At 58.7% G+C, this 22274-nt stretch carries 20 protein-coding genes; 8 read left to right on the forward strand and 12 right to left on the reverse strand.

The features are described from left to right. Positions 1 to 214: 214 nt before the first annotated feature. From AB2B41_RS12375 to AB2B41_RS12405, 7 genes are all read left to right on the forward strand, one after another. The gene (locus AB2B41_RS12375; RefSeq protein ID WP_367878106.1) at positions 215 to 1456 is read left to right on the forward strand and encodes a branched-chain amino acid ABC transporter substrate-binding protein; all 1242 of its coding nucleotides are present in this window, start codon (positions 215 to 217) and stop codon (positions 1454 to 1456) included. 78 nt (positions 1457 to 1534) lie between these two features. Beyond that, complete coding sequence (locus AB2B41_RS12380; RefSeq protein WP_367878107.1) at positions 1535 to 2491, forward strand: branched-chain amino acid ABC transporter permease; 957 nt, start codon at positions 1535 to 1537, stop codon at positions 2489 to 2491. Beyond that, entirely contained in the window at positions 2488 to 3786 is a 1299-nt protein-coding gene (locus tag AB2B41_RS12385; protein WP_367878108.1) for a branched-chain amino acid ABC transporter permease, read from the forward strand. Before AB2B41_RS12380 ends, AB2B41_RS12385 begins: the two co-directional genes overlap by 4 nt. After that, positions 3783 to 4544, forward strand: coding sequence for an ABC transporter ATP-binding protein (locus AB2B41_RS12390; RefSeq protein ID WP_367878109.1), 762 nt, complete (start codon positions 3783 to 3785; stop codon positions 4542 to 4544). Before AB2B41_RS12385 ends, AB2B41_RS12390 begins: the two co-directional genes overlap by 4 nt. A 14-nt stretch (positions 4545 to 4558) precedes the next feature. Further along, complete coding sequence (locus AB2B41_RS12395; RefSeq protein ID WP_367878180.1) at positions 4559 to 5242, forward strand: ABC transporter ATP-binding protein; 684 nt, start codon at positions 4559 to 4561, stop codon at positions 5240 to 5242. A gap of 19 nt (positions 5243 to 5261) precedes the next feature. Next, positions 5262 to 6467, forward strand: a complete 1206-nt coding sequence (locus AB2B41_RS12400; RefSeq protein WP_367878110.1) for a serine hydrolase domain-containing protein — start codon at positions 5262 to 5264, stop codon at positions 6465 to 6467. Continuing rightward, entirely contained in the window at positions 6464 to 8416 is a 1953-nt protein-coding gene (locus AB2B41_RS12405; RefSeq protein ID WP_367878111.1) for an acetoacetate--CoA ligase, read from the forward strand. Before AB2B41_RS12400 ends, AB2B41_RS12405 begins: the two co-directional genes overlap by 4 nt. Positions 8417 to 8560: 144 nt before the next feature. Here AB2B41_RS12405 and AB2B41_RS12410 read toward each other — a convergent pair whose 3' ends face one another. From AB2B41_RS12410 to AB2B41_RS12440, 7 genes are all read right to left on the reverse strand, one after another. After that, positions 8561 to 8848, reverse strand: coding sequence for a hypothetical protein (locus tag AB2B41_RS12410; protein WP_367878112.1), 288 nt, complete (start codon positions 8846 to 8848; stop codon positions 8561 to 8563). 213 nt (positions 8849 to 9061) lie between these two features. Next, on the reverse strand, positions 9062 to 9967 hold the full coding sequence (locus tag AB2B41_RS12415) for a glycosyl hydrolase (protein ID WP_367878113.1): 906 nt from the start codon (positions 9965 to 9967) through the stop codon (positions 9062 to 9064). An 18-nt stretch (positions 9968 to 9985) separates the two neighbouring features. Continuing rightward, positions 9986 to 11821 (reverse strand): glycosyltransferase family 2 protein, encoded by a 1836-nt coding sequence (locus AB2B41_RS12420; RefSeq protein ID WP_367878114.1) that lies wholly within the window; start codon positions 11819 to 11821, stop codon positions 9986 to 9988. Beyond that, on the reverse strand, positions 11818 to 12810 hold the full coding sequence (galE, locus tag AB2B41_RS12425) for a UDP-glucose 4-epimerase GalE (protein ID WP_367878115.1): 993 nt from the start codon (positions 12808 to 12810) through the stop codon (positions 11818 to 11820). Before galE ends, AB2B41_RS12420 begins: the two co-directional genes overlap by 4 nt. Then, the gene (locus tag AB2B41_RS12430) at positions 12807 to 13850 is read right to left on the reverse strand and encodes a UDP-glucuronic acid decarboxylase family protein (protein WP_367878116.1); all 1044 of its coding nucleotides are present in this window, start codon (positions 13848 to 13850) and stop codon (positions 12807 to 12809) included. The genes galE and AB2B41_RS12430 overlap by 4 nt, the downstream gene beginning before the upstream one ends. A gap of 203 nt (positions 13851 to 14053) precedes the next feature. After that, entirely contained in the window at positions 14054 to 15520 is a 1467-nt protein-coding gene (locus tag AB2B41_RS12435; RefSeq protein ID WP_367878117.1) for a tetratricopeptide repeat protein, read from the reverse strand. Between the two features lie 537 nt (positions 15521 to 16057). Further along, entirely contained in the window at positions 16058 to 16765 is a 708-nt protein-coding gene (locus AB2B41_RS12440; RefSeq protein ID WP_367878118.1) for a hypothetical protein, read from the reverse strand. Positions 16766 to 17087: 322 nt separating this feature from the next. On the opposite strand from AB2B41_RS12440, the gene AB2B41_RS12445 reads away from it, so the two are divergent. Next, the gene (locus AB2B41_RS12445; protein WP_367878119.1) at positions 17088 to 17954 is read left to right on the forward strand and encodes an acyl-CoA thioesterase; all 867 of its coding nucleotides are present in this window, start codon (positions 17088 to 17090) and stop codon (positions 17952 to 17954) included. A gap of 520 nt (positions 17955 to 18474) precedes the next feature. Here the strand turns inward: AB2B41_RS12445 and AB2B41_RS12450 are convergent. From AB2B41_RS12450 to AB2B41_RS12470, 5 genes are read right to left on the reverse strand one after another with little or no spacing between them, the layout of a single operon-like run. Further along, complete coding sequence (locus tag AB2B41_RS12450) at positions 18475 to 19011, reverse strand: gamma carbonic anhydrase family protein (protein ID WP_367878120.1); 537 nt, start codon at positions 19009 to 19011, stop codon at positions 18475 to 18477. Positions 19012 to 19015: 4 nt separating this feature from the next. Beyond that, entirely contained in the window at positions 19016 to 19387 is a 372-nt protein-coding gene (locus AB2B41_RS12455; protein ID WP_367878121.1) for a VOC family protein, read from the reverse strand. Continuing rightward, the gene (locus tag AB2B41_RS12460) at positions 19388 to 20179 is read right to left on the reverse strand and encodes an SDR family oxidoreductase (RefSeq protein ID WP_367878122.1); all 792 of its coding nucleotides are present in this window, start codon (positions 20177 to 20179) and stop codon (positions 19388 to 19390) included. Between the two features lie 4 nt (positions 20180 to 20183). After that, positions 20184 to 20954: an SDR family NAD(P)-dependent oxidoreductase gene (locus AB2B41_RS12465; RefSeq protein ID WP_367878123.1), complete on the reverse strand. Its 771-nt coding sequence runs from the start codon at positions 20952 to 20954 to the stop codon at positions 20184 to 20186. Then, positions 20951 to 22267, reverse strand: a complete 1317-nt coding sequence (locus tag AB2B41_RS12470; RefSeq protein WP_367878124.1) for an acyl-CoA dehydrogenase family protein — start codon at positions 22265 to 22267, stop codon at positions 20951 to 20953. Before AB2B41_RS12470 ends, AB2B41_RS12465 begins: the two co-directional genes overlap by 4 nt. Between the last annotated feature and the right edge of the window lie 7 nt (positions 22268 to 22274).

Below are 22274 nucleotides of genomic sequence, written 5' to 3' on the forward strand. Positions count from 1 at the left end.
TGGCGAAAAGTACATATATATCAATAAATTGATGATCATATTCTGATTTGCAACGGCGACCATTCTGGCGCCAGGAACACGTCTGACGGGTCCAAGATTGACGAAGGGGCATATGGCCCCTCAAGTCTTGACTTTGACCGGGCATATGCAAGTCTCTGCACATGACCTGAGACACCAAAAGAAATGTCAAATCGGTCACTTTAGGGAGGAATATATGAAGAAGATCACCAAGCTTGGTGCGGTTTCCGCGCTGTCACTGATTATTGGCGCATCCGCTGCCTTTGCAGAGAACGTGAGGGTTGCGTTTATCGACCCGCTGTCGGGGCCTTTTGCGGGCACCGGGACGAACGGTCTGCACCAGTTCGAGTTTGCGGCAGAGCTCGTGAACGAGGCGGGAGGTGTGCTTGATGGCGACAAGATCGAAATCGTTGCCTTCGACAACAAGATCAGCCCAAAGGAATCGCTGATCCAGCTTCAGGTCGCGATTGACCAGGGCATCCGCTACATCGCTCAGGGCAACTCCTCGGGTGTGGCCAACGCGCTGACCGAGGCGATCGATAAGCACAACCGTCGCAACCCCGACAACCGGGTGCTTTTCCTCAACTACTCCGCCGTTGATCCAGCGCTGACCAACGACAAGTGCAACTTCTGGCATTTCCGTTTCGACGCCAACGCGGACATCAAGATGGACGCCCTGACCGACGTGATCGCGAAGGATGACGGCATCAAGAAGATCTATATCATTGGCCAGGACTATTCGTTCGGTAAGGCCGTGGCCGCTGCGGCGAACTCCATGATCGCCGAGAAGCGTCCAGACATCGAGATCGTGGGTGACGAACTGCATCCCATCGGCAAGGTGAAGGACTTTACGCCCTACGCGCGCAAGATTGTGTCCTCGGGCGCCGATGCGGTGATCACCGGTAACTGGGGCGCGGATATGCTGGGCCTGGGCAAGTCGGTTATCGAGAACGGCTTTGAAGGGCCGATCTACACCTACTATGCCGCTGCAGATGGTATTACCGCGGCATTTGGCGAATCCGGCAAGGGATCGCTACGCCTGGTGGCTGAGGGCCTCATAAATCCGCCTGCTTCTGAACGTGCTGCAGAAATTTATTCGGCCTTCAAGGAAAAGTACCCTGATGGCAACGTGAGCCAGGGGCGCATTTTCAACGTTATCGAGATGCTGGCCAAGGCGATCAACCAGGCGGGCACGGCCGATGACGTTGTCAAGGTTGCCTACGAGCTGGAGGGTATGGAGCACGACGGCGTCTGGGGCGGTAAGCTGAAGATGCGCGAAGTGGATCACCAACTAATCCAGGACGTGCACATTCACGCGCACACGGATGAGAACATCACCTTCGACTATGATAACTCTGGTTTCGGTCTGGTCGCGGAAAGCACTGTTACGATGGCCTCCGCCGACATTCCGACAACCTGCGAGATGAAGCGCCCCTAAGGGATGCCTCTGGCCTGCCGCGCGACTGGTGCGGCAGGCTCCCCACAATAACGATAATTGAACCCTTTGGGGGGACCGATGGAGCTTATCCTCGTCAATCTGATCGACGGGCTTGTGACCGGATTGCTGCTGTTCATGCTGTCCGCCGGTCTGACCCTGATCTTTTCCATGATGGGCGTGCTGAACTTTGCGCACGCGAGTTTCTATATGCTGGGGGCTTACTTTGCCTACCAGATCAGCATTGCGCTTGGGTTCTGGATGGGCCTCTTGATCGCGCCATTGATCGTCGGCGTCATGGGTGCGGGTGTTGAGAGATACGGGCTGAGGCGGGTGCATCAGTACGGGCATGTGCCGGAGCTGATCTTTACCTTCGGTCTTGCCCTGCTGATCGAGGAGCTGGTGCAGTTCATCTGGGGCAAGAACCAGATGCCCTACGAGATACCGGAGGTGCTGAACTTCACTGCCTTCGCCATCGCGGGCAACTCCATCCCGGCCTACAAGATTTTCATGATCTTCATCTCCATCGCGATCTTCATCGGGCTTCTTTACATCCTGACGAAGACGCGGGTGGGCATGATCATTCAGGCCGCACTCAGTTATCCGCGCACCGTTGAGGCGCTGGGGCACAACGTGCCATTGATCTTCATGGGTGTCTTTGGTGTCGGAACCGCACTCGCTGGCGTGGCAGGTGTGATCGCGGGGCCGGTGCTGGGCACCTTCCCTGGCATGGCTTTTGTGCTTGGCTCCATCGTATTTGTCACCATCGTGATTGGCGGGCTTGGATCGCTCTGGGGGGCGCTGGTAGCGTCGCTTCTGATCGGCTGGATCACCACCTTCGCCAAGTCCTACAACATCGAGATGGAGGACATTCTCAACGGGATCGGGATCGCGACGCCGGAGGATTTGAGCGAGAACCTGTTCCGCGACCTCTGGGCGCTGACCTCGCCCCAGATCGCTGACATCCTGCCCTATATCCTGATGGTTCTGATCCTAATCTTCCGTCCTGCGGGCCTCTTTGGGAAGCGCCACTCATGACCGACGAAAATATAACAACCGACCCGTCCCGCCCGGCGCAGCGGATGCGCGCAGGCTCCATGACGCTGACCATGGGGCCCTGGATTGTCGCCGCCGTGCTGCTGGTGATCCTGCCGTTCATCTTCACGTCGAATTCAGCACTGACGATCATGAACCAGATGTGGATCACGGTGGTCTTCGCGCTCGCGTACAACATGCTTTTGGGGCAGGGGGGCATGCTGTCCTTTGGTCACGCGGTCTATGCCGGTGTGGGTGGCTTTGCCTGCATGCACATCATGAACGCGAGCGATTTCTTCGCCAGTTTCCCGCTTCCGGTGCTGCCGATCTTTGGCGGGCTCTTTGGCATGGGGCTGGCGCTGATCGTGGGCTCGTTTTCCACGCGCAACGCGGGCACCGTGTTTGCCATGATTTCGCTTGGTGTGGGCGAGCTGATCGCGGCTTGCTCGGTGATCATCGTGGCCTTCTTTGGCGGCGAGGAAGGGATTTCGGGCGACCGGACCTATGCGATGCCGTTCTTTGGCAACGAGTTCTTGCAGCAGATCGACGTCTATTACCTGACGGCCTTCTGGGTCTTTGTCTCGGCCGCGTTGATGTACCTGTGGTCCCGAACGCCGGTGGGACGGATGGCAAACGCGGTGCGCGACAACCCTGAGCGAGCAGAGTTCCTGGGGTATTCAGCGCGCTGGGTTCGGTTCTTCAGCTTTGTGGCGTCGGGCTTCTTTGCCGGTGTGTCGGGGGCGCTGTTCGCGATCAACTACGAGATCCTCACCGAAGAGAACCTCAACGCGACCTCGTCTGGTGTCATCCTGCTGGTCACCTTCCTCGGTGGCGTTGGCTTCTTCTTCGGGCCGATCATTGGGGCGATTGTGTTCACGCTGGTGCAGACGGTGCTGAGTCTTCAGACGGAGCTCTGGGCGTTCTATGCCGGTGCGCTGTTCGTGGCGACGGTGATGTTTTTCCCCGGCGGGCTTGCGGGGCTGCTGATGATGCACATCCCGCCGCTGCGGCTGGGTAAGTTAGGGCTGCTCACGGTGCCTTACATCAAGACGCTGATCCCGGCGGCCATCGGCATCCTTGGCATCTGCGCTTTGGTCGAAATGACATTCCACTATCGCCACGCGGCGGCAGGTGATCACGAGATGACACTGTTCTGGACGACCTTCGACAGCCATTCGATCCTGCCCTGGCTGGTGGCGATCGCGGTGACGGTTGTGGGGCTGGGAATCGCGCGGGTCACTGCGCCCGCACTGCGTGACGCGTGGAATGAGGCGAATACGCCGGGAGGTGCGGCATGAGCACGCCAGCGCTTGAACTGAAAGGGCTGAAGAAAAGCTTTGGCAAGGCGGAGATTATTCGTGGCATCGATCTTGAGATCGGCAAGGCCGAGCGGCACGCGATCATCGGGCCGAACGGGGCGGGTAAGTCGACGCTTTTCAACCTGATCACCGCGCGGTTCCCACCGACGGAAGGCACGGTGAAGTTGCACGGTGAAGACTTGGCGGGGCTGCAGCCTTTCCAGATCAACCGCAAGGGGCTTTCTCGCTCGTTCCAGATCACCAACATCTTCAACAACATGACGGTGTTCGAGAACGTTCGCTGTGCATTATTGTGGTCTCAGGGGTACAAGTATTCATTCTGGAACCTCGTGAACCGCTCACGTCAGTTGACCGAGGGGGCCGAGGAAATCCTCGATCAGATCAACCTGCTGGAGCGGCGCAACTTGCCTGCGGGTACGCTGTCCTACGCTGAGCAGCGCGCGCTCGAGATCGGGATCACCATCGCGGGCGGTGCCGATGTAATCATGCTGGACGAACCCACTGCTGGGATGAGCCATTCGGAGACGGACTACATCACCGACCTCATCATGAAGGTGACCGAAGGCAAAACGCTGGTGATGGTGGAGCACGACATGGGTGTGGTCTTTGGTTTGGCCGACCGTATCAGCGTGCTGGTCTACGGCGAGATCATCGCGACAGGTGCGCCCGAAGCGGTGCGGGGTGACCCGAAGGTGCAGGAAGCCTACCTCGGTGCGGCATTGGAGGCGGAACATTGATCGAAGTTCAGGACATGCACGCCTACTATGGCAAGTCGCACATCCTTCAAGGCGTCAACATGAACGTTCAGGAGGGCGAGATCGTCGCCCTTCTGGGCCGCAATGGCGTGGGTCGGTCCACGACCTGTAAGGCCATCATGGGTGAGGTGGAGCCGAAAGGGTCTGTCAAGTTCAAGGGGCAGGAGATCGCGGGCAAGAAAGCCTACGAGATCGCCAACCTCGGCATCGGCTACGTGCCGGAGAACCGCGATATCTTTCCCGGTCTCACGACGCGGCAGAACCTGAATCTGGGCCTCAAGCCGGGGCAGAAGGATGGGGCTGGGCGCTGGTCGATGCAGAACATGTTCGACATGTTCTCGAACCTCAATGAGCGGGCGGATGTTGAAGCCTCGGTGCTGTCGGGGGGTGAGCAGCAGATGCTAACCATGTGCCGGACGCTGATGGGTGACCCGGATTTCATCATGATCGACGAGCCGACCGAGGGTCTCTCGCCGCAGATGGTGCAAAAGGTCGCCGAGGTGCTGAAGGAGATCGCCAAGCGCGGTATCTCGACCCTGCTGGTGGAGCAGAAGCTGTCCATCGCGCTCGACATTGCGCACCGGGTCTACGTGATGGGCCACGGCATGGTGGTGTTCGAGGGGACGCCTGCCGAGTTGAAGGCGCGCGACGACATCCGCAAGGAATGGCTCGAGGTATAACATCCAGAAGGAGGATCTGATGGGCGGCTTTGACAAGGAAAGGCTCGCGCGGATCAAAGGATGGATGCAGGGCTACGTGGATGCGCGCAAGTATCCGGGCTGTGCGGCGCTGATCGCGCAGGGCGGCAAGGAGGTTTTCTACCACGAGTGCGGGCTGCGTGATGTAGAGGGTGAAGTGTTATGGAGCCGCGACACTGTGGCACGCATCTATTCTATGACCAAGCCCGTCACCTCCGTCGCCATGATGACGCTGGTCGAACGTGGATTGGTGCATTTGGATGCGCCCGTGTCCGAGTTCATCCCCGGTTTTGCCAATGCCCGCTGTCTCGTACCGGGAGCTGTAACACTGGATCAGGTGGAGCCCTGCGCGCCGCCGACGCTGCATCAGTTGCTGACGCATACTTCGGGACTGACCTACTCTTTCAACCCAGGAGCGGTGCCCGCGACGATGGCCGAGGGCAAGCTCGACTTCGGCCCGGGTCAGCGGACGCTGGCCGAGGCGGCGGATGCGATTGCGACCTTGCCGCTGGTTTTCCGTCCTGGCGCGCGGTGGGAATACTCGGTGGGCATCGACATCATCGGCCGCGTGGTCGAGGTGATCTCGGGAAAGTCGTTCGAGGACTATCTGGTCGACGAAATCCTTGGACCTTTGGGGATGGACGAGACGCGGTTCGCCGTGCCGGAGGGCGCGCGGGACCGCTTTGCCTGCCTTTACACGCCGCTGGCGGGGGATTCGTTTGATCTGAACGCGGTCACCAAAAGCGCGGAAACGCTGCGGCAGGCTGATGATAGCGTGGAGTCGCCCTATCTCACCACCAAGATGCACTCCGGTGGCGGCGGTCTTGTCGGGACCATCGACGACTACATGAAATTCGTCGATATGCTGCGCGCAGGCGGCAAGGGTATCCTGTCGCCGCATACGCTCAACTTCATGATGCGCAACCACCTGCCGGGCGAGATTGCGTCCATGGGGCCGCAAAGCTTTGCAGAACAGCCGATGGAGGGCATGGGATTTGGCCTCGGCGGGGCCGTCGTGCTTGAGCCGGGGCGCGCACGGGTGCCGGGGTCGGTTGGCGATTTCTCGTGGGGCGGAATGGCCTCGACTTTCTTCTGGGTGGACCGGCAGCATGATCTGTCGGTGATCTTCTTTACCCAGCTTTCGCCCTCTTCATCCTATCCGTCGCGCTCGCAGCTCAAGGCGTTGGTGCAGGGGGCGCTGAGGTGAGTAGGGTTCTCTGGACGCCCACGGCTGAGCGCTACGAGTCGTCCACGATGGCTGCCTTCGAGCGGTTCGTAGGGGAAAGGCTGGGGTTGGAATTCGAGGACTACAACGCCATGTGGCGCTGGTCCGTCGATGATCTGGAATCCTTCTGGAACGCGATCTGGGATTTCTTCGAGGTGCGTGCCAGCGTGCGGCCCGAAACGCTGCTCGTCAAACGCAAGATGCCCGATATGGAGTGGGGCACGGGTGGGAAGCTGAATTTCACGGACAATATCCTCAAACATGCCGAGGGGCATGAGGGGGAGGTTGCGCTGGTCGTGCAGTCGGAGACCTTTGGGCGGAAGGAATTGACATGGGGTCGACTTCGCCAGCAGGTCGCCAGCGTTGCGGCACGCCTGCGCGCGATGGGGGTGGAGGAAGGCGACCGGGTGGTCGCGATCCTGCCCAATACGGAAACCGCCTTCACCGCCTTTCTGGCAGCGGTCAGTATCGGTGCAGCGTGGTCCCTCTGCGCGCCAGACATGGGCCATGTGGCGATCCTCGACCGGTTCCAGCAGATCGAACCGAAGGTGCTGATCGCGCAGGACGGCTATGTACACGCGGGCAAGACGATCGACCGGCGTGATATCCTCGCACAGATCGGCGCGGGGCTGCCTTCGGTGCAGCATTTCGTGACTAAACCCGTAGTGGGCGACCTGCCCGAGGGCCACATCGCATGGGACGATCTGACGGGTGACGACGTGCCCTACGAGGCCGCGCAGGTGGATTTCGAACACCCGCTCTGGATCGTCTATTCCTCGGGTACCACCGGGAACCCCAAGCCCATCGTGCACGGGCACGGCGGGATCATCTTGGAGTCCTGCAAGCATTCGCTGCACAAGGACATCACATCGAAGGACCGCTACTGCTGGCTGACCTCTTCGGGCTGGATCATGTGGAATAACCAGTTCATGGCTCTGGGGCAGGGAGCGACGGTTGCCATGTACGATGGCGCGCCGCATCACCCCGATCTCGGCGTCGTCTGGCGTTTTGTGGCCGATGAACGGCTGACGTTTTTTGGCGCGGGGGCGGCTTTCTTCGATACCTGCCGCAAGGCCGGGATCAAACCGCGCGAGGATGTGGACCTGAGCGCTCTCCGCTCCATGGGCTCGACCGGTTCGCCGCTGTCGGGGGACGCCTACGACTGGATTTACCGCGACGTGAAGGCGGACCAGTGGCTCGCCCCCATCTCGGGTGGCACCGACCTTGCCGGGGCTTTCGTCATGGGCCACCCCGGCATGCCCGTCAAGGCGGGCGAGATGCAGTGCCGCGCGCTGGGGAACGCGGTGCGGGCCTTTGACATGCAAGGCAACGAGATATTTGGCGAGGTGGGCGAGTTGGTCTGCACCGAGCCGCTGCCCTCGATGCCGCTGTTCTTCTGGGGCGATACGGACGGATCACGCCTGCACGACAGCTATTTCGACACCTATCCGGGCGTCTGGCGCCACGGCGACTGGATTTCGATTGCCGAGGACGGGTCTTCGGTGATCTACGGCCGCTCGGACGCCACGATCAACCGCAAGGGGCTGCGGCTGGGCTCGGCCGAGATCTACCAGGCGGTCGAGGGGCTGCCGGAGGTGATGGATTCGCTCGTAGTCGATCTGGAATTCCTCGGGCGTGAGAGTTTCATGCCGCTCTTCGTGGTGCCTGCTGAGGGCGCTGCGCTGGACGACGCGCTGAAGGACAAGATCAACGCTGCGATCCGGTCTCAGGTCTCGGCGCGCTTCGTGCCAAACGAGATTGTCGAGATCAAAGAAGTGCCGAGGACGCTTTCGGGGAAGAAGCTGGAGGTGCCGGTGAAGAAGCTGCTCTTGGGTGAAAATCCTCAGCGGGTGGTGAACCGAGACAGTATGGCTAACCCGGATAGTTTTGAATTCTTTGTGAATTATGCCGCTCGGCGATCTGAGAACTAACGCGCTAGACAGTCTTTGCTTTGAGTTCAACGCCAATAACGATTTGTGTGATAGTACCAGTTACGAAGAGCGGGCATTATACGTCAAAGACAACTATCAAGATCTGAACTCACCTTATAGCTGTCATCGGCATAAGACAGGGAGTCAGCGCCTAAAGCAGTGGGATTTACGGTTGAAGCCTGCAGGAGAGCAGATCCAACTTCCATTGCCCAAAGAGGCTTTTTGAACGACGCGGTTGCGATCCGCCATTCTGTTACCTGTTTTCGCGAGCCAGTCGAACCGAGCTTTTCCTACACCTGCCACCGATACCGCTGCCGAAGCGCTTGGTTTTTGGGGAGTGATGGGGGCCTCTGCTTTCGCGGGCGATGCGAGAGAGAACGGTCCAGAGACCATCAGAACAAATAGAAGCTTCGGAAAAGTGGTTTTGATCATCGTACTCTACCTTTCACAAAATTTGTTGTTTCCGCATCGCGTAAGATGGAGGCCAAGTTTGCCTCTTTCGCCTATTTCAAATGAAATCGCGCAAAAGAAGAGTAAGCGTCAACTCTTTCCTTTTTACGGCGGGCAATCGGCAGAAATTGGGCAATCAATGAAAGCGGGCGCACAGCAAACCCCCTACGCGCCCGCCTTTAGATATGTTCGGCTTCATTCGAGTACTTGGTTCTTGATGCGCCAATCTGGCGCGCCGAAACCTTCGGGCCATGGATAGACCTCAGGGTAGTTGAAGTACACAACACCAACCAACTGAGGGTAGGTTTCCTTGACCTTGCGGACAGAATTCCTCCACATGTCGACATAGTCGGCTTTGCCCACATAGCCGAGCTCAGCGACAACCACCGGCTTCTCAAAGGCCGCCGCACGTTCGTACCGGGGTGTGAAGATTTCATCGAACGTTCTGTCATAACCGTGTTTGGCCTGATCCCATGCTTGTAAGCCGAAAACCGTCAGTCCGATTAGGTCAGCATAGCCGTCGCCTGGGTAGTATTGGGCCATATCCTCGTCACCCAAAGGCGACCACATCACAGTGATATCGGGAGCTGAGGCCCGGCACACGTCAATCATACGGCGATAGGCGCTGATGTAGGTGTCTGCATTCCAGCCAGCCCAGATAAATTGCCCGCTTCGGTCATCCATCTCATGTGCGAAGCGCAGGGTAACTGGACTTTTGAGGGTAGCTAAGACCTCGCAGACAGCAGTCATGTTGGGATCGTATCGACCGCTTTCAATACCGCTGCGCAAGTAGCGCGCTGTATTACGTTCGCTGCGAGACCATGTCCAGGGTTCCAGGGTGACCAGCAGTGCTCGGTTTCGTTCTAGGGCGTAGTCGTCTGCATCGTAGAGCGTCTCAAGGAAAACGTCCTCCCACGGAAGAAACAGGTGCTCGATAACAACCTCGGTTTCCGGCGCAAAATCCCCGTCTGGATCGTATACGCCGAAAGGAAGTTCTCCGGGCGGCGCGGACTGCGCCATGGCGCAACCCACTGCTATTGTGACAGACATCATCGGCGCAACCGCAAGCGCTCTCAGGGCTTTGATAAGGCTTCGGTTCATCTTTCAAGTCTCCTTTGCTTAAAGATTTTTATTCGTGTCAGACCAGAACGGTTCGAACTTGACTCGGACATTGCCTTCCCCGCCCATTCCGGCCCCAGAAACGCCGTGCTGAACGCTGACCAAACCCACTGCATCAAGTCCAATAGCGAGGGCGTGAAAACTCTCCTCGCCTCGGACTGTAAGGGCCGAGATGAAGAGCGCGATGATCAGGCTCAAAGTCGACAGGTCACGCGCGAAAATTTTTCGTCTTACTTCTGCTCGCCCACGCGCCCGGCGTAGCTGAGAGATAAGTGTAACAGTCAGGAGGATCACATATAGGCAGGTATTGAACAGTGACAGGAGGTAGAAACCGCGTGCATCCGTTACATCTGAAACCAAGAGCACCGGCATGGCAGCACCGGCTGCCAGCAGCGCATAGACCGTGATGATCTTTCCCGGCAAAGGCTCACCCGGCTGCGTCCCCTTTGGCGTAATTTGGAAATCTACGAACTCACCGGTAATCCGATCGCGTAGGGCCATAACGCAGCCCCAAAGGACCCAAGGCCATTGTATCATTACAAATAATACCTTTTCCCAAGCCAGTACCCGGGCCCAGGTAGGGCGGAGGAAACCGTCGCGTTTCATCGAGTAGGCAAAAAGGATCATGACCGCTACCGCCGGAAGGGAATGGCCAAGAAATGCGGGATAAGTTACGTCGGCAATACGAACATCGAATGTTACGGCGATGATCGGTACGAGGTACATCAACGACATTGTTAATGCGAAGAACACGTACCATGTCTGGCAAAGCAGAAAGAGCAGCTTAAGTCGCAGTGGGAGTCGGCCAAGATACCTTGGTGTAAACTTCAGTAACAACGTCAGCAACGATCGAGACCACTGGAACTCTTGAGTTACCAGATCGGCCAGCGTTTCCGGACCTTGCCCGATCGCGATCGCATCGGGCGAGTGGACACCACGCCAGCCTGCCGCAGAAATTAGCATTGTGGTTGAATGATCCTCGGCCAGTTCAGGCCCAAGCCCCCCTGCTTGCTTCAGTGCGTTCGTACGCACCGAGTAGTGTGAGCCGATGCACATTGGTGTGAGAACACCAGAGTACCCAGACTGAAACGCGCCGTGAAATGCAGCTTCCGAAAAAAGCCGCGTGCGTGCAGCCCAGCTGCGTTTGGCATTTGCGGCACAGATCGAAGGGGCAGAAACATAGCCCACCGTCTCGTCTGCGAAAGGGCGCAGCATCTCGCGTAAATATCCCGGGGCGGGCACGTGATCAGCATCCAACTGGCTGACGATATCGTATTTCTGATATCCCCAGCGGTCATAGAAATAGGAAAGATTGCCCTCCTTGCAGCGGGTCCGGCGTGGCCATTCGGTGCGATGGTACTCTGCAACGCCCTTGCGTGTGGATAGCTTTACTTGGTTTTCAGCGCACCAAGCTCTGGTCTCGTCGTTCGGGTCCTCGTCAGCCAGCCACGTATCGTGCGGATAGTCCTGATCCAGCATTGCCTCAAGTGTTTCGCGCACGACCTCAAAACTTTCCGACGGTGTTTTGGTCGTAATCATTGCGACCCGCCAATGTCCCGGTTCAGGTGCTGGCGCCGAGGGGCGGCGGGCCTGAAGGAAGATCATTACGAAGTAAAGCTGCATCCCCCAAATCCAAACCAGAGCCGCTGTCACGATCCAGAACCGGCCCGGGCCGATCATGTGTTCGGGCTGAAGCCACCAAGACCAAAACCACGCCGCTGCAACCAACCAACTCGCAGCGATTGAGTAGTATTTATAGGCACGCCAGCCGTTGAGCATCGGTGTCAGGTAGGGCCGCGGATCGACCGCCGGATGATGCCTGCGCGGCTTCTTCATGGACCACCGGGCTGATCAAACCATGGGGCGGCATCGGCTATTATTCTGTCGAGATCGACGGATTGTGCTTGGAATCCAAGAGTCTGTTTGGCCTTAGTCGGAACCGCGCATAATTCAGGTGGGTCCCCCGAACGGCGAGGTAAGTCTCTGCGCGCGACTGGACGTCCGGTTACGCGCTCAACCGCATTGATAACGTCGATCACCGAATGCCCGTGTCCTGTGCCGAGGTTCAGAGCCACGCTTTCCCCACCGTTAAGTAGATAATTGAGTGCCATGAGATGTGCGTGCGCCAGATCATGCACGTGGATGTAATCGCGGATGCAGGTACCGTCGGGCGTGGGATAATCTGTGCCGAATACCTGCAATTCCGACCGCCCGTACGCCGCCATCAACGCCAGCGGTACAATATGCGTTTCAGGGTCATGGCGTTCCCCGACTTCGCCCTCTGGGTCGGCTCCCGCTGCATTGAAATATCGCAGCGCGACATAGCGTAGCCCTGTGGCTACCCCTTTATCTCGCAGCATCCATTCGCAGATCAATTTAGTCCGCCCATAAGGATTGATCGGAATTTGCGGTGCATCCTCCCTGATGGGTTGGTGATCAGGGATTCCGTAGGTGGCGCAACTGGACGAGAAGACGATCTTGTCCACTTTTTCCTGCTCCATTGCGGACAAAAGTGAAATCATCCCACCCACGTTGTTTTCGTAATAGATGCCGGGCTCGCGCATGCTTTCCCCAACAGAAGCGAGGGCTGCGAAGTGCATGACAGCAACTATTCCTTGGGTCCGGATAGTATCGCTTACCAGCGAGGTGTCGCGTAGGTCACCTTTGATCAACGGGCCCCATCTTACCGCATCGGCATGGCCGCGAGATAGGTTGTCGATCACTACAGGCCGGAATCCAGCCCGTGCCAACGCTTTGCAAGCGTGGCTGCCGATATAGCCGGCCCCGCCGGTAACAAGAACTGCTTTGCCGTCCGGCCTGATCACCCGACATTCTCTGCAACGTGCTGTTGGAGGTCCAGTTCGTGTCGGAAATATGCGATTGTTGGTGCCAACCCCTCCCGCATCGGAAATTGGGGCGACCAGCCCAAAAGGGCCTTGGCGCGGGTAATGTCTGGGCACCGCTGCCGCGGGTCATCGACCGGCAGCTCACAGTAGACCAGTTTGGATGGGGAGCTTGTCATCTCCAAGATAATTTTGGCCAACTCCAGCATCGTGCACTCCTCCGGATTTCCAAGGTTCACGGGGTCGTCGATTGAGCCGAATTGGTCTTCGGTTTCCATGAGCTTGATCAGTCCATCCAGCATGTCATCAATGTAACAAAATGACCGTGTCTGACGCCCATCACCATAGACTGTCAGATCAGTGCCTGTGCACGCTTGAAGTATAAAATTCGAAACCACGCGCCCGTCTTCGAGGTCCATTCGCGGTCCATAGGTGTTAAAGATCCGGGCGATCCGCGTATCGACGCCTTCGCGTTCATGCATTTCGTGAAACAGGGTCTCTGCGCCTCGCTTTCCTTCATCATAGCAGGCGCGGGGACCGATCGTATTTACCAAGCCGCGATACAGCTCAGACTGAGGCGAGACATCGGGATCGCCATACACTTCCGACGTTGAACTTAGCAGGATTCGCGCTGATTTCCTTTCAGCCAGCTCAAGCAAGTTAATCCCACCGAGGATCGAGGTTTTGAACGTATGGATCGGGTTCCGCTGATATTTCGGTGGTGAACCCGGACAGGCGAGATTATAGATCCGGTCCACCTTGCCATCTAGTTCAAATGGCACGACAATGTCGTGCAGGATAAACGCGAAGTTCTGACGCGGAAGCAAGCTTGTAAGGTTTTCAAACCGTCCTGTTTCCATGTTGTCGAGACAGATGACGCGATCCCCCTGCGCAATCAGTCTGTGACACAGATTTGACCCGATAAAACCGGCTCCCCCGGCCACCAAGACTGTCTTTCCGCTGTCAGATGACGCGTCTATTGGGAAGGGGGGGCGAAACGTTTTTAGCTCGTTCATTTTCATCCGACTTATCCAACTTAGTCTCATAGCCGGCAAAGGCCGGTCACGCCCCAACCCGTTGGATAGAACTGATGTCAAAAGGCACCGATAAGGAAAAACTTTGGCAAAACTTCGCCTTTGGCAAGATTCTGTCAAATTGCGCGAATTTTGACACTCTCCTTATTCGGCATCGTTTGTGCCTGAAAGTAGTTTGTCGGCTCAGATGACTATAGCGCTAGGAGTGACCCGATAATGTCGGGTCGTATGGTGCCGTGGTCACACCGTTCAGGATTGTCCAGAGTACGGCAGGCTTTGTAGAGGGCGCGCAATGTGGAGCGCTGCGCATAACCATCTAGCGGACCAGAATAGCGGCCACTCTCCTGCAATTTTTGCTGCAGGATGTAGATAGCAACATTCGGGTTAGCCTTGGCGATTTCCTGCCCAAACCAGCGGGACTTTAGGTCCGGTCGCGCCGAATAGGCTAACGCCACCTGGCGATAGGCAGACCTATTTTGCGCCTTCGAGGCCGCTAACGTCAGTTCATATTGTGCTTTGGCTGTCACGCCAATAAGCCCGCCATAGCTTTCTAGTGCTGCCGCTGCCGCCGCAAGGTCACGACGTATGTTCAGTCCGTTTCCATCACGCAGAAGCTCAATCAGGAAACGGGCAGCGGCGACATTTCCGCTTTTTGCAGCATCTCGTAAGCGGCCAAGCGTTTTGGACCCGTTGGCGCGCATGCTGATTCCCCACATGTTGCGCTTGGCCTCAAGGACCGCGATATCGTCCTCGCCTGCCGCCCGCGCCTTTTCCGCAAAGCCGTCAAATTTTGCCCGGGAGACCGAGCCACCCCCGAGATAGCCGTACATTGCGCCGTGGGCGAGCGTGACCCACGCCTGAGTGGCGCCGAGTTCAGCGGCACGCAATAGCATTGCTTCCGCCTCAGCCGGTGACTTCCGCTGCCACATCAGATATTCGCCATACGCCACCAGTCCGCCGCCATTATCTGCATCCGCGGCGGCTTCAAATAGGGCCTTTGCTCGCTCCGTATCTGCGCTCAGACCGCTTCCGTGCAAGAGCAACTTGCCCAATACAACCTGCGCCTTGGCGTCACCGCGCGCAACCGCCTGCTCCAGCATAGCTAGACCTCTTTCCGTATTGCGGGGAAGGGTCCAGCCCGCGACAAGTTCTTCGCCAAGTACCACAAGGGCGGCTCCGTCACCCTTGGCAGCTGCGGCATAAAGAAACTGTGAAGCACGTGCCTGATCTCGTGCGACAAAGCGGCCCCAAAGATAGGCCTGTCCGAGCTCAGATGCGGCGGATGCGTTCCCGCCATTTGCAGCTTTTTCCAGCCATGCCAGGCCTTGCTCAACATTTTGATCCAGAACCAAACCGTTCAAGAGGTGTTGGCCGATAATGCGTTGTGCCTCGGCATCCCCAGCCTGTGCCAACATTTCCAACGCATGCCGAGCTTGACGTATCTCGCCCCCGCCAGAATTCGACCATAACGCAGCCTCGGCCTTTTGGGCCCTGTCAGAAATCGCTGTGTCCGACTGGGCAACAACAGATGATGCAAGAAAAAATAGACCCAGAACGATCAGCAACTCCCCAAGTATTTTCCAGAAAGGGAGGCTTTTGACAAAACGAGCGCCGGTGTTCCCTGAAAATTGCATGCTCTGATTTCTTTTTGTGGCCAAGATGAAACGTCAGGCGAGCCTGGACGGCGCTGCAGAAGCTTACGTTTTCTTGGAGAGGTTAATGTGACGGCTCCCCGCGTTTTTGATTTACCTCAAATGTTCATTTGGTTTTGATTGCACGTAGATGCGTACAGTGTGCGGTTCTCATGAGGAGGCCTGAAATCTCAACTATTCCAGTCCGTCGCAGCGCTAGAATTTCCAGAAAGAACGGGCCCGTGCCAGTGTTGCATGAAGTCAACGAAAAACATCAGAAAGCCGACGGCCGCCGTTGAGTCCGTACCCGTAAAGTAGACACGGGAGGTTTTCGAAGGAAGCTCTCCTGCATTCTACTAAGCTGCTCTGGATCAAGTCCGGGACGCCACCATCTGCGCACGGGCCTGAGGACACGCCAAGCCTACTGCGAAACGCATGGACAAGCTCAAGAAGGAGTTTCGAGCACTTGGAGAATAATAGCTGCTTCTGGGCGGCAATCGGGCGTAGCGAGGAGCAGGTCAAAGCCCGCCATAACTCGGAAAGGGAGCGTAGCTTTTCGGGACTTCAGTCATCTAGGCGGTCGAGAAAGCGGTCGGAGGCCTCTTGCAGTTCTCTTTCCCGTGGTCGGCCCGGAACAATGGTGACTGCGATCCGGTGCCGAGTTTCCCGTACGCTTGCGTCCTCTCGTGAAAAGTCGGCATCGACATCGTCGATCATCCGCGAGAAAATAGGAGAGCGATCATCCCTGAGGGTAACCTCGAAACTCATGGCGTAGTTCACTTCTCTCGGCACCCGACCGGCAATTGCCACGAGGCGATCGGTTTCCGTGATCCACTCACCAAGACCGAGGCCACCTTCAATGTAACGTGGACCTGCCTCGGTTATTGGTGTTTTGGCGCTTGGGCAGGACGTGGTCGTGCCGAGAACATGGGTGACGCGGAAATCCATCAGCCGCAGTGCTGTGCCTTCCGGTACGCGGTCGCGGCGGAGTGTCAGGTCGGTGGATGCAATGGGGATTGTGAGTGTTACGCGACCGCCGCTCGCTTCCGAGACCTGAACGGCAAGCGTCAGCGCGATCTCGGCTTTCGTCGCTGAAAAGCGAGGATCGGATCGGGTTGCGGCGGCGTCAAGCTCACATTGGGCAGCGGTCAACACGTCTGAAGCGCGCAAGAAATCTTCAGCACGGCCAGGTGGCGTGAGAGCGGGTGGGTCACGGTCGCAGGCGGCAAGTGCGGTGAAGAGCGTGACTGCGAGAAGTATTTTCGGATGCATTTAGGGTCTTCGACTCAGGTCAGACCGGTGGCTTCAGGTCTTAATGCCTCGCTATCTCTAAACGGGGGTTTCTGACAACCGCCAGCGCGCGGAAAAGAAATCTTCATCTACCGGCTTCGCAAAAACTGGCATTATCCAAACGCGAGAGGGCAACAAAGAATGCCGCAAGTCATTCTGGCGAGAGGGCGATGGCGCTGGAAACTGTTACAGGTCCGCCTGCTAGAAAACGATAGCTTCCATCCCCATAACCCTTGCATTCCCGGACGCGGTCCCGGATCAAGTCCAGGACGCTGATGGTTGCGCCCAGACCCGAGGACACCCCATGACCCCCGCCGAAGAACTGCTGAACCTTCTCGACATCGAACAGCTTGAGGTCGATCTTTTCCGCGGGATCGGAGGCGGGGGCGAGACGACCACGCGTATCTTTGGGGGGCACGTAATCGCCCAGGCGCTCATGGCTGCTTACCGGACGGTAGAGGAGAGGCTCTGCCACTCGCTGCACGCCTATTTCATCCGCCCAGGCGATCCGTCGATCCCGGTGATCTATCAGGTCGACCGCGCGCGCGACGGGGGCAGTTTCACGACCCGGCGGGTGGTGGCGATCCAGCATGGTAAGCAGATCTTCAACATGTCGGCGTCCTTTCACATCGACGAGGACGGCTGGAACTACCAGCACCCGATGAAGAACGTGGGCGCGCCTGAAAACTGGCCTAACCGGGACGAACTGCGCGCCACCGTCGTGGACCGCATCCCCGAACGGCACCGCGCAGATTTCATGCGCCAGCGGCCCATCGAACTGCGGGAGGTCGCGCCGCGTGATTTCTTCAACCCCGAGGCCACGGATGACCACAACCAGCTGTGGTTCCGGATGGAGGCCGCCAAGGGGCAGGGGCCGCAGATGCAGCACTGCCTGCTGGCCTATGCCTCGGACATGAACCTGCTGGGCTCTTCGTTGCGTCCGCACGGGCTGACCTGGTTCCAGGGCAAGGTGATGACGGCCTCGCTCGATCACGCTATGTGGTTTCATGCGCCGATCGAGTTCTCGGACTGGCACCTTTACGACCTCGACGCGCCTTGGACGGGGGGCGCGCGGGGCTTCAACCGGGGTCTGATCTATGCGCAGGACGGGCGGCTGGTGGCTAGCACCGCGCAGGAGGGTCTGATGCGGCCCGTGAAAAAGCGGGACTGACGTAGGGTTATCCACAGCCGCGCAAGTGGCTGACGAAGTTGCACAAATAGGCCCTGCGCACCGGAAATCCCCAAGTTATTACAGGGACTTATCCCCAAGAAATTTCGCAAGAGGCGAAAAAATCCGTTGCGCGACTCACCTCTTCGGGCGCAACCTTTAATTAACGCGAAGGGTCGCAGACCCCAAGCGGGACGCGAAGGTCTCTCGGAGCCGGAGCGGCGGAGGAAAGGGTAAAACTGGACCGACACCGTGTTGATGGAAACGGGACGCAGGGCGAAACAGAAGGGTCTTTCAGAGCCTGAAGGGAAGTCGGCGCAAAAGCCAGCGCGTGGCTGGGAAAGGTTTTCGGACCGGAACCGGTAGGGGGGACGCATCGCAAGGTGTGATCCCGCTTGCGAAGGCTCGCAAGGGCTGGAGCATTTAGACACATGTGCCTCCGGGTACGTTTGTTTAGGAAGGCGTCAGGATTGTGGCCTCGGCCACGTGCGCGGACCTCGGTCCAAGCTCCTGGCGCCTTTTTCTATGGCTGCAGGGACGCCAGCTGTTCCGCTGTCAGCCGGTCGATCCCCTTGGTATAATTCAACGCGTTCATGTGATAGAAACGCGCATTCATCAGGTTCGCCGCCGTGTTGTCGCGGGTCTTCACCAGTTTGGCAGGGCTGCCCGCGATGATTGAGTTTTCCGGAAATTCCGAGCCTTCGGTGACAATCGAATGCCCCGCCACGATGGAATTGCTGCCGATCTTGGCCCCGTCCATGATGGTCGCCCCGATCCCGATCAGCACCCTGTCCCCGATCTCGCAGCCGTGCAGAACAACACGGTGCGTGATCGAGCAATCCTCGCCCACAATCGTCGGCCCGCCATAGGCCACGTGGATCATCACGTGATCCTGAATGTTCGTCCGCGCACCGATGACGATCTCGTGCATCTCGGCGCGGGTGACAACATAGGGCCAGACCGAGCTGCCCTCATGCAGCGTCACCTTGCCAAAAAGCTGCGCGGTGTCGTGGATAAAGGCAGGATCGTTGAGCGTGACGTGCGGGCCGATATGGGGCATGGGATCAGCCGAAGATGAAGAAACAGATCTTGTTGCCGTCCGGGTCGCGGGCGTAGGCGCCATAGAAACGGTCGGGGATGCGCTGGCCCGGTGCGCCGTCGTCGGTGGCACCCAGTTCGAGCGCGCGGGCGTGCATCTCGTCAACCTCCTGCTTGGTCTCGGCGGTGAAGGCGACCATGGTGCCGTTACCGGGCTGGGGGTCACCCTTGTCGTAGGGTTCGCAGACCGCGACCATGGGCTGGCCGCGTGCGACGGAGATAAAGGCAATGCGGCCCATGTCGGTGACGACCTTGCCACCCATGGGGGCGAAGAGGTCCGCGTAGAATTTCTTGGCGCGCTCCATGTCTTTAGTGCCGAGTGTGACGTAGCCGATCATCTATTGGTCTCCCTTTCCGATGTCGGGCAGATGCCCGAACTGGCGGTTCAGCTTGCGCATGCCGCGGATCCAGCGGTCGTAGTCCGCCGTCTTGTGCCGCATGTAATCGAGCACTTTGGGATGCGGCAGGATGAGGAAAGTCTCCTCTTTGACCGCCTCAAGGCACATCTGCGCGACCGGCTCCGGCTCTAGCATCCCGTCAATGGCCGCCACGTGGTCCTCGTGGCCCCGCGTCATCTCGGTCCGCACCGCCTGCGGGCAGAGGACCGATACCTTGATCCCGTCATCCCCGTGGGTCAGCGCGATCCATTCTGCAAGGCCCACCGCGGCGTGCTTGGTTACACCATAAGACGCCGATCCGATCTGGTTCAGCAGTCCCGCCGCCGAGGCGGTGTTCAGAAGATATCCGCCGCCCCGCTCTTTCATCAGCGGCACGAGGTGCCGCGCGGCCCAGACGTGAGACATCACGTTGACTTCCCAGACCCGCTGCCACTCGTCGTTGGGCGTGTCCATGCCACCGCCCACCGCGATCCCGGCATTCGACCAGAAGAGGTCAATGGGGCCAATGTTCGCCTCGACCTCATCGATCATCTTGGTGATCTGATCTTCCTTCGACACGTCCACGGTAAAGGCCGCACCGCCCACCATCTCGGCGGTCTCGGCAGCGCCTTCGCCGTTGCGGTCGACGCAGACGACCTCCCTGGCGCCCGCGTCCTTGAACGCCACGCAGAGCGCGCGTCCGATGCCGCTGGCGGCCCCGGTGATCACGCAAATCTTGTCCTTGATATCCATCGTCTCACGTCCACATGTTGGAGCCGCCGCAGACGGTCAGCGCCTGCCCGGTCATGTATTTGCTCGCATCCGAGGCAAGGAACACCGCCAGCCCCGCGAAATCCTCCGGCTCGCCTAGGCGGCGCAGGGGGATGTCGTTCTTGATGCGCTTCTCGACGTCCGGATTGTCCCACAGCTCGCGCGCGAATTCGGTTTTCACCAGACCGGGGCAGATCGCGTTAAAGCGGATGCCCTTGGGCCCGAACTCGGCCGCGAGGTTGCGACAAAGGCCGATCAGCGCCAGCTTGGACATGCCGTAGGTGCCCAGCATCACGGACGGCTTGAACGCCCCGATGGAGGAGGTGAAGGCGAGCGAGCCGTTCCCTTTCTCCACCATGTCCGGCACGACCATCTGGCTCAGCCAGAGGTTCGACTGCACGTTGGTCTTCATGGTCTTTTCATAGGCATCGTCGGGGATCGCGGACGTGACCCCGTAGTAGGGGTTCACGCCTGCGTTCCCGATCACCACGTCGATGGGTCCGGCCAGCGCATGCGTCTTGTCCACCAGCGCCTGAATCTGATCCTTGTAGCCCACGTTGCAGGACACGCCGTAAGCCTTGCCCTTGCCCCGCGCGTTGATCGCTTCGGCCGCGGCATCCAGCTGGTCTTGCTTGCGGGCCGAGATCACGACGGTCGCGCCGTGATCCGCGAGCGCCGTGGCCATCGCCAGACCCATGCCCTTGGAGGCCCCGGTCAGCAGGGCGACCTTGCCCGTCAGGTCAAATAGATCGCTCATCCCATGAACCCCGACGATCCACGCTCGGGCTGGTGCGATTTCGCGATCGCCTGCCGCGCGTTGCTTTCCTGGTAGGTTTTCACCTCGTGGCGCGCGATGACGTGGTGATGCACCTCGTCCGGGCCGTCAGCATAGCGCAGCGTGCGCTGCTGGGCGTACATGCCCGACAGCGGCGACCACTGGGAAATGCCCGTGGCCCCATGCACCTGCATCGCCTGGTCGATGATGTCGCAGACCTGCTCGGGCACCTTGGCCTTGATCATCGAGACCCAGATGCGCGCCTCCTTGTTGCCCAGCACGTCCATCGCCTTGGCGGCCTTCAGAACCAGCAGGCGCATGGATTCGATCTCGATCTTGGCGCGGCTGATGGTCTCCATGTTCTTGCCAAGGTCTACGATCTTCTTGCCGAACGCCACGCGGGACAGGCCGCGTTCGATCATCAGGTCCAGCGCTTTTTCCGCCTGCCCGATGGAGCGCATGCAGTGGTGGATACGGCCCGGACCAAGGCGGACCTGGGAGATTTCAAAGCCACGGCCCTCACCCCAGAGGATGTTCGATTCCGGCACACGCACATTGGTGAATTTGATGTGCATATGCCCGTGCGGCGCGTCGTCGTGGCCGAAGACATGCATCGGGCCGAGGATCTCAACTCCGGGCGTGTCCATCGGGACGAGGATCTGGCTTTGCTGGCGGAAGGGTTCTGCGTCGGGCGAGGTCTTGACCATGACGATCATGATCTTGCACCGCGGATCGCCCGCGCCGGAGATATAGTATTTCTCGCCGTTGATGACCCATTCGCCGTTGTCCAGCACGGCGGAGGTCGAGATGTTCTTGGCGTCCGAAGACGCCACGTCCGGTTCCGTCATCGCAAAGGCCGAGCGGATTTCACCGGCCAAGAGCGGCTTCAGCCACTTTTCCTTCTGCTCGGGCGTGCCCACGCGCTCCAGCACTTCCATGTTGCCTGTGTCAGGGGCCGAACAGTTCAGCGTCTCGGAGGCCAGCGGGTTCTTACCCAGCTCGGCGGCGATGTAAGCGTAGTCGAGGTTTGAAAGGCCTTCGCCCGTCTCGGCATTGGGCAGGAAGAAGTTCCACAGCCCCGCATCGCGCGCCTTCTGCTTGGCGCCTTCCAGCAGTTCCATCTGCCGCTCGGTATGGGACCAGCGGTTTTCCTTGGTGTCGTTGATCGCGAAATATTCGTCCGTGATCGGATCGACGTTCTCGCGGATGTGCTTGATCACGGCGTTCAGCAGCGGCTTGGCGCTGTCTGACATCTCGAGATTGTTCAGGCTGAGCGGTGAATTCGTATCGGACATGCAATGT

Origin of the sequence: Sulfitobacter sediminis (assembly GCF_040811725.1) — a bacterium.
Lineage (GTDB): Bacteria > Pseudomonadota > Alphaproteobacteria > Rhodobacterales > Rhodobacteraceae > Sulfitobacter > Sulfitobacter sediminis.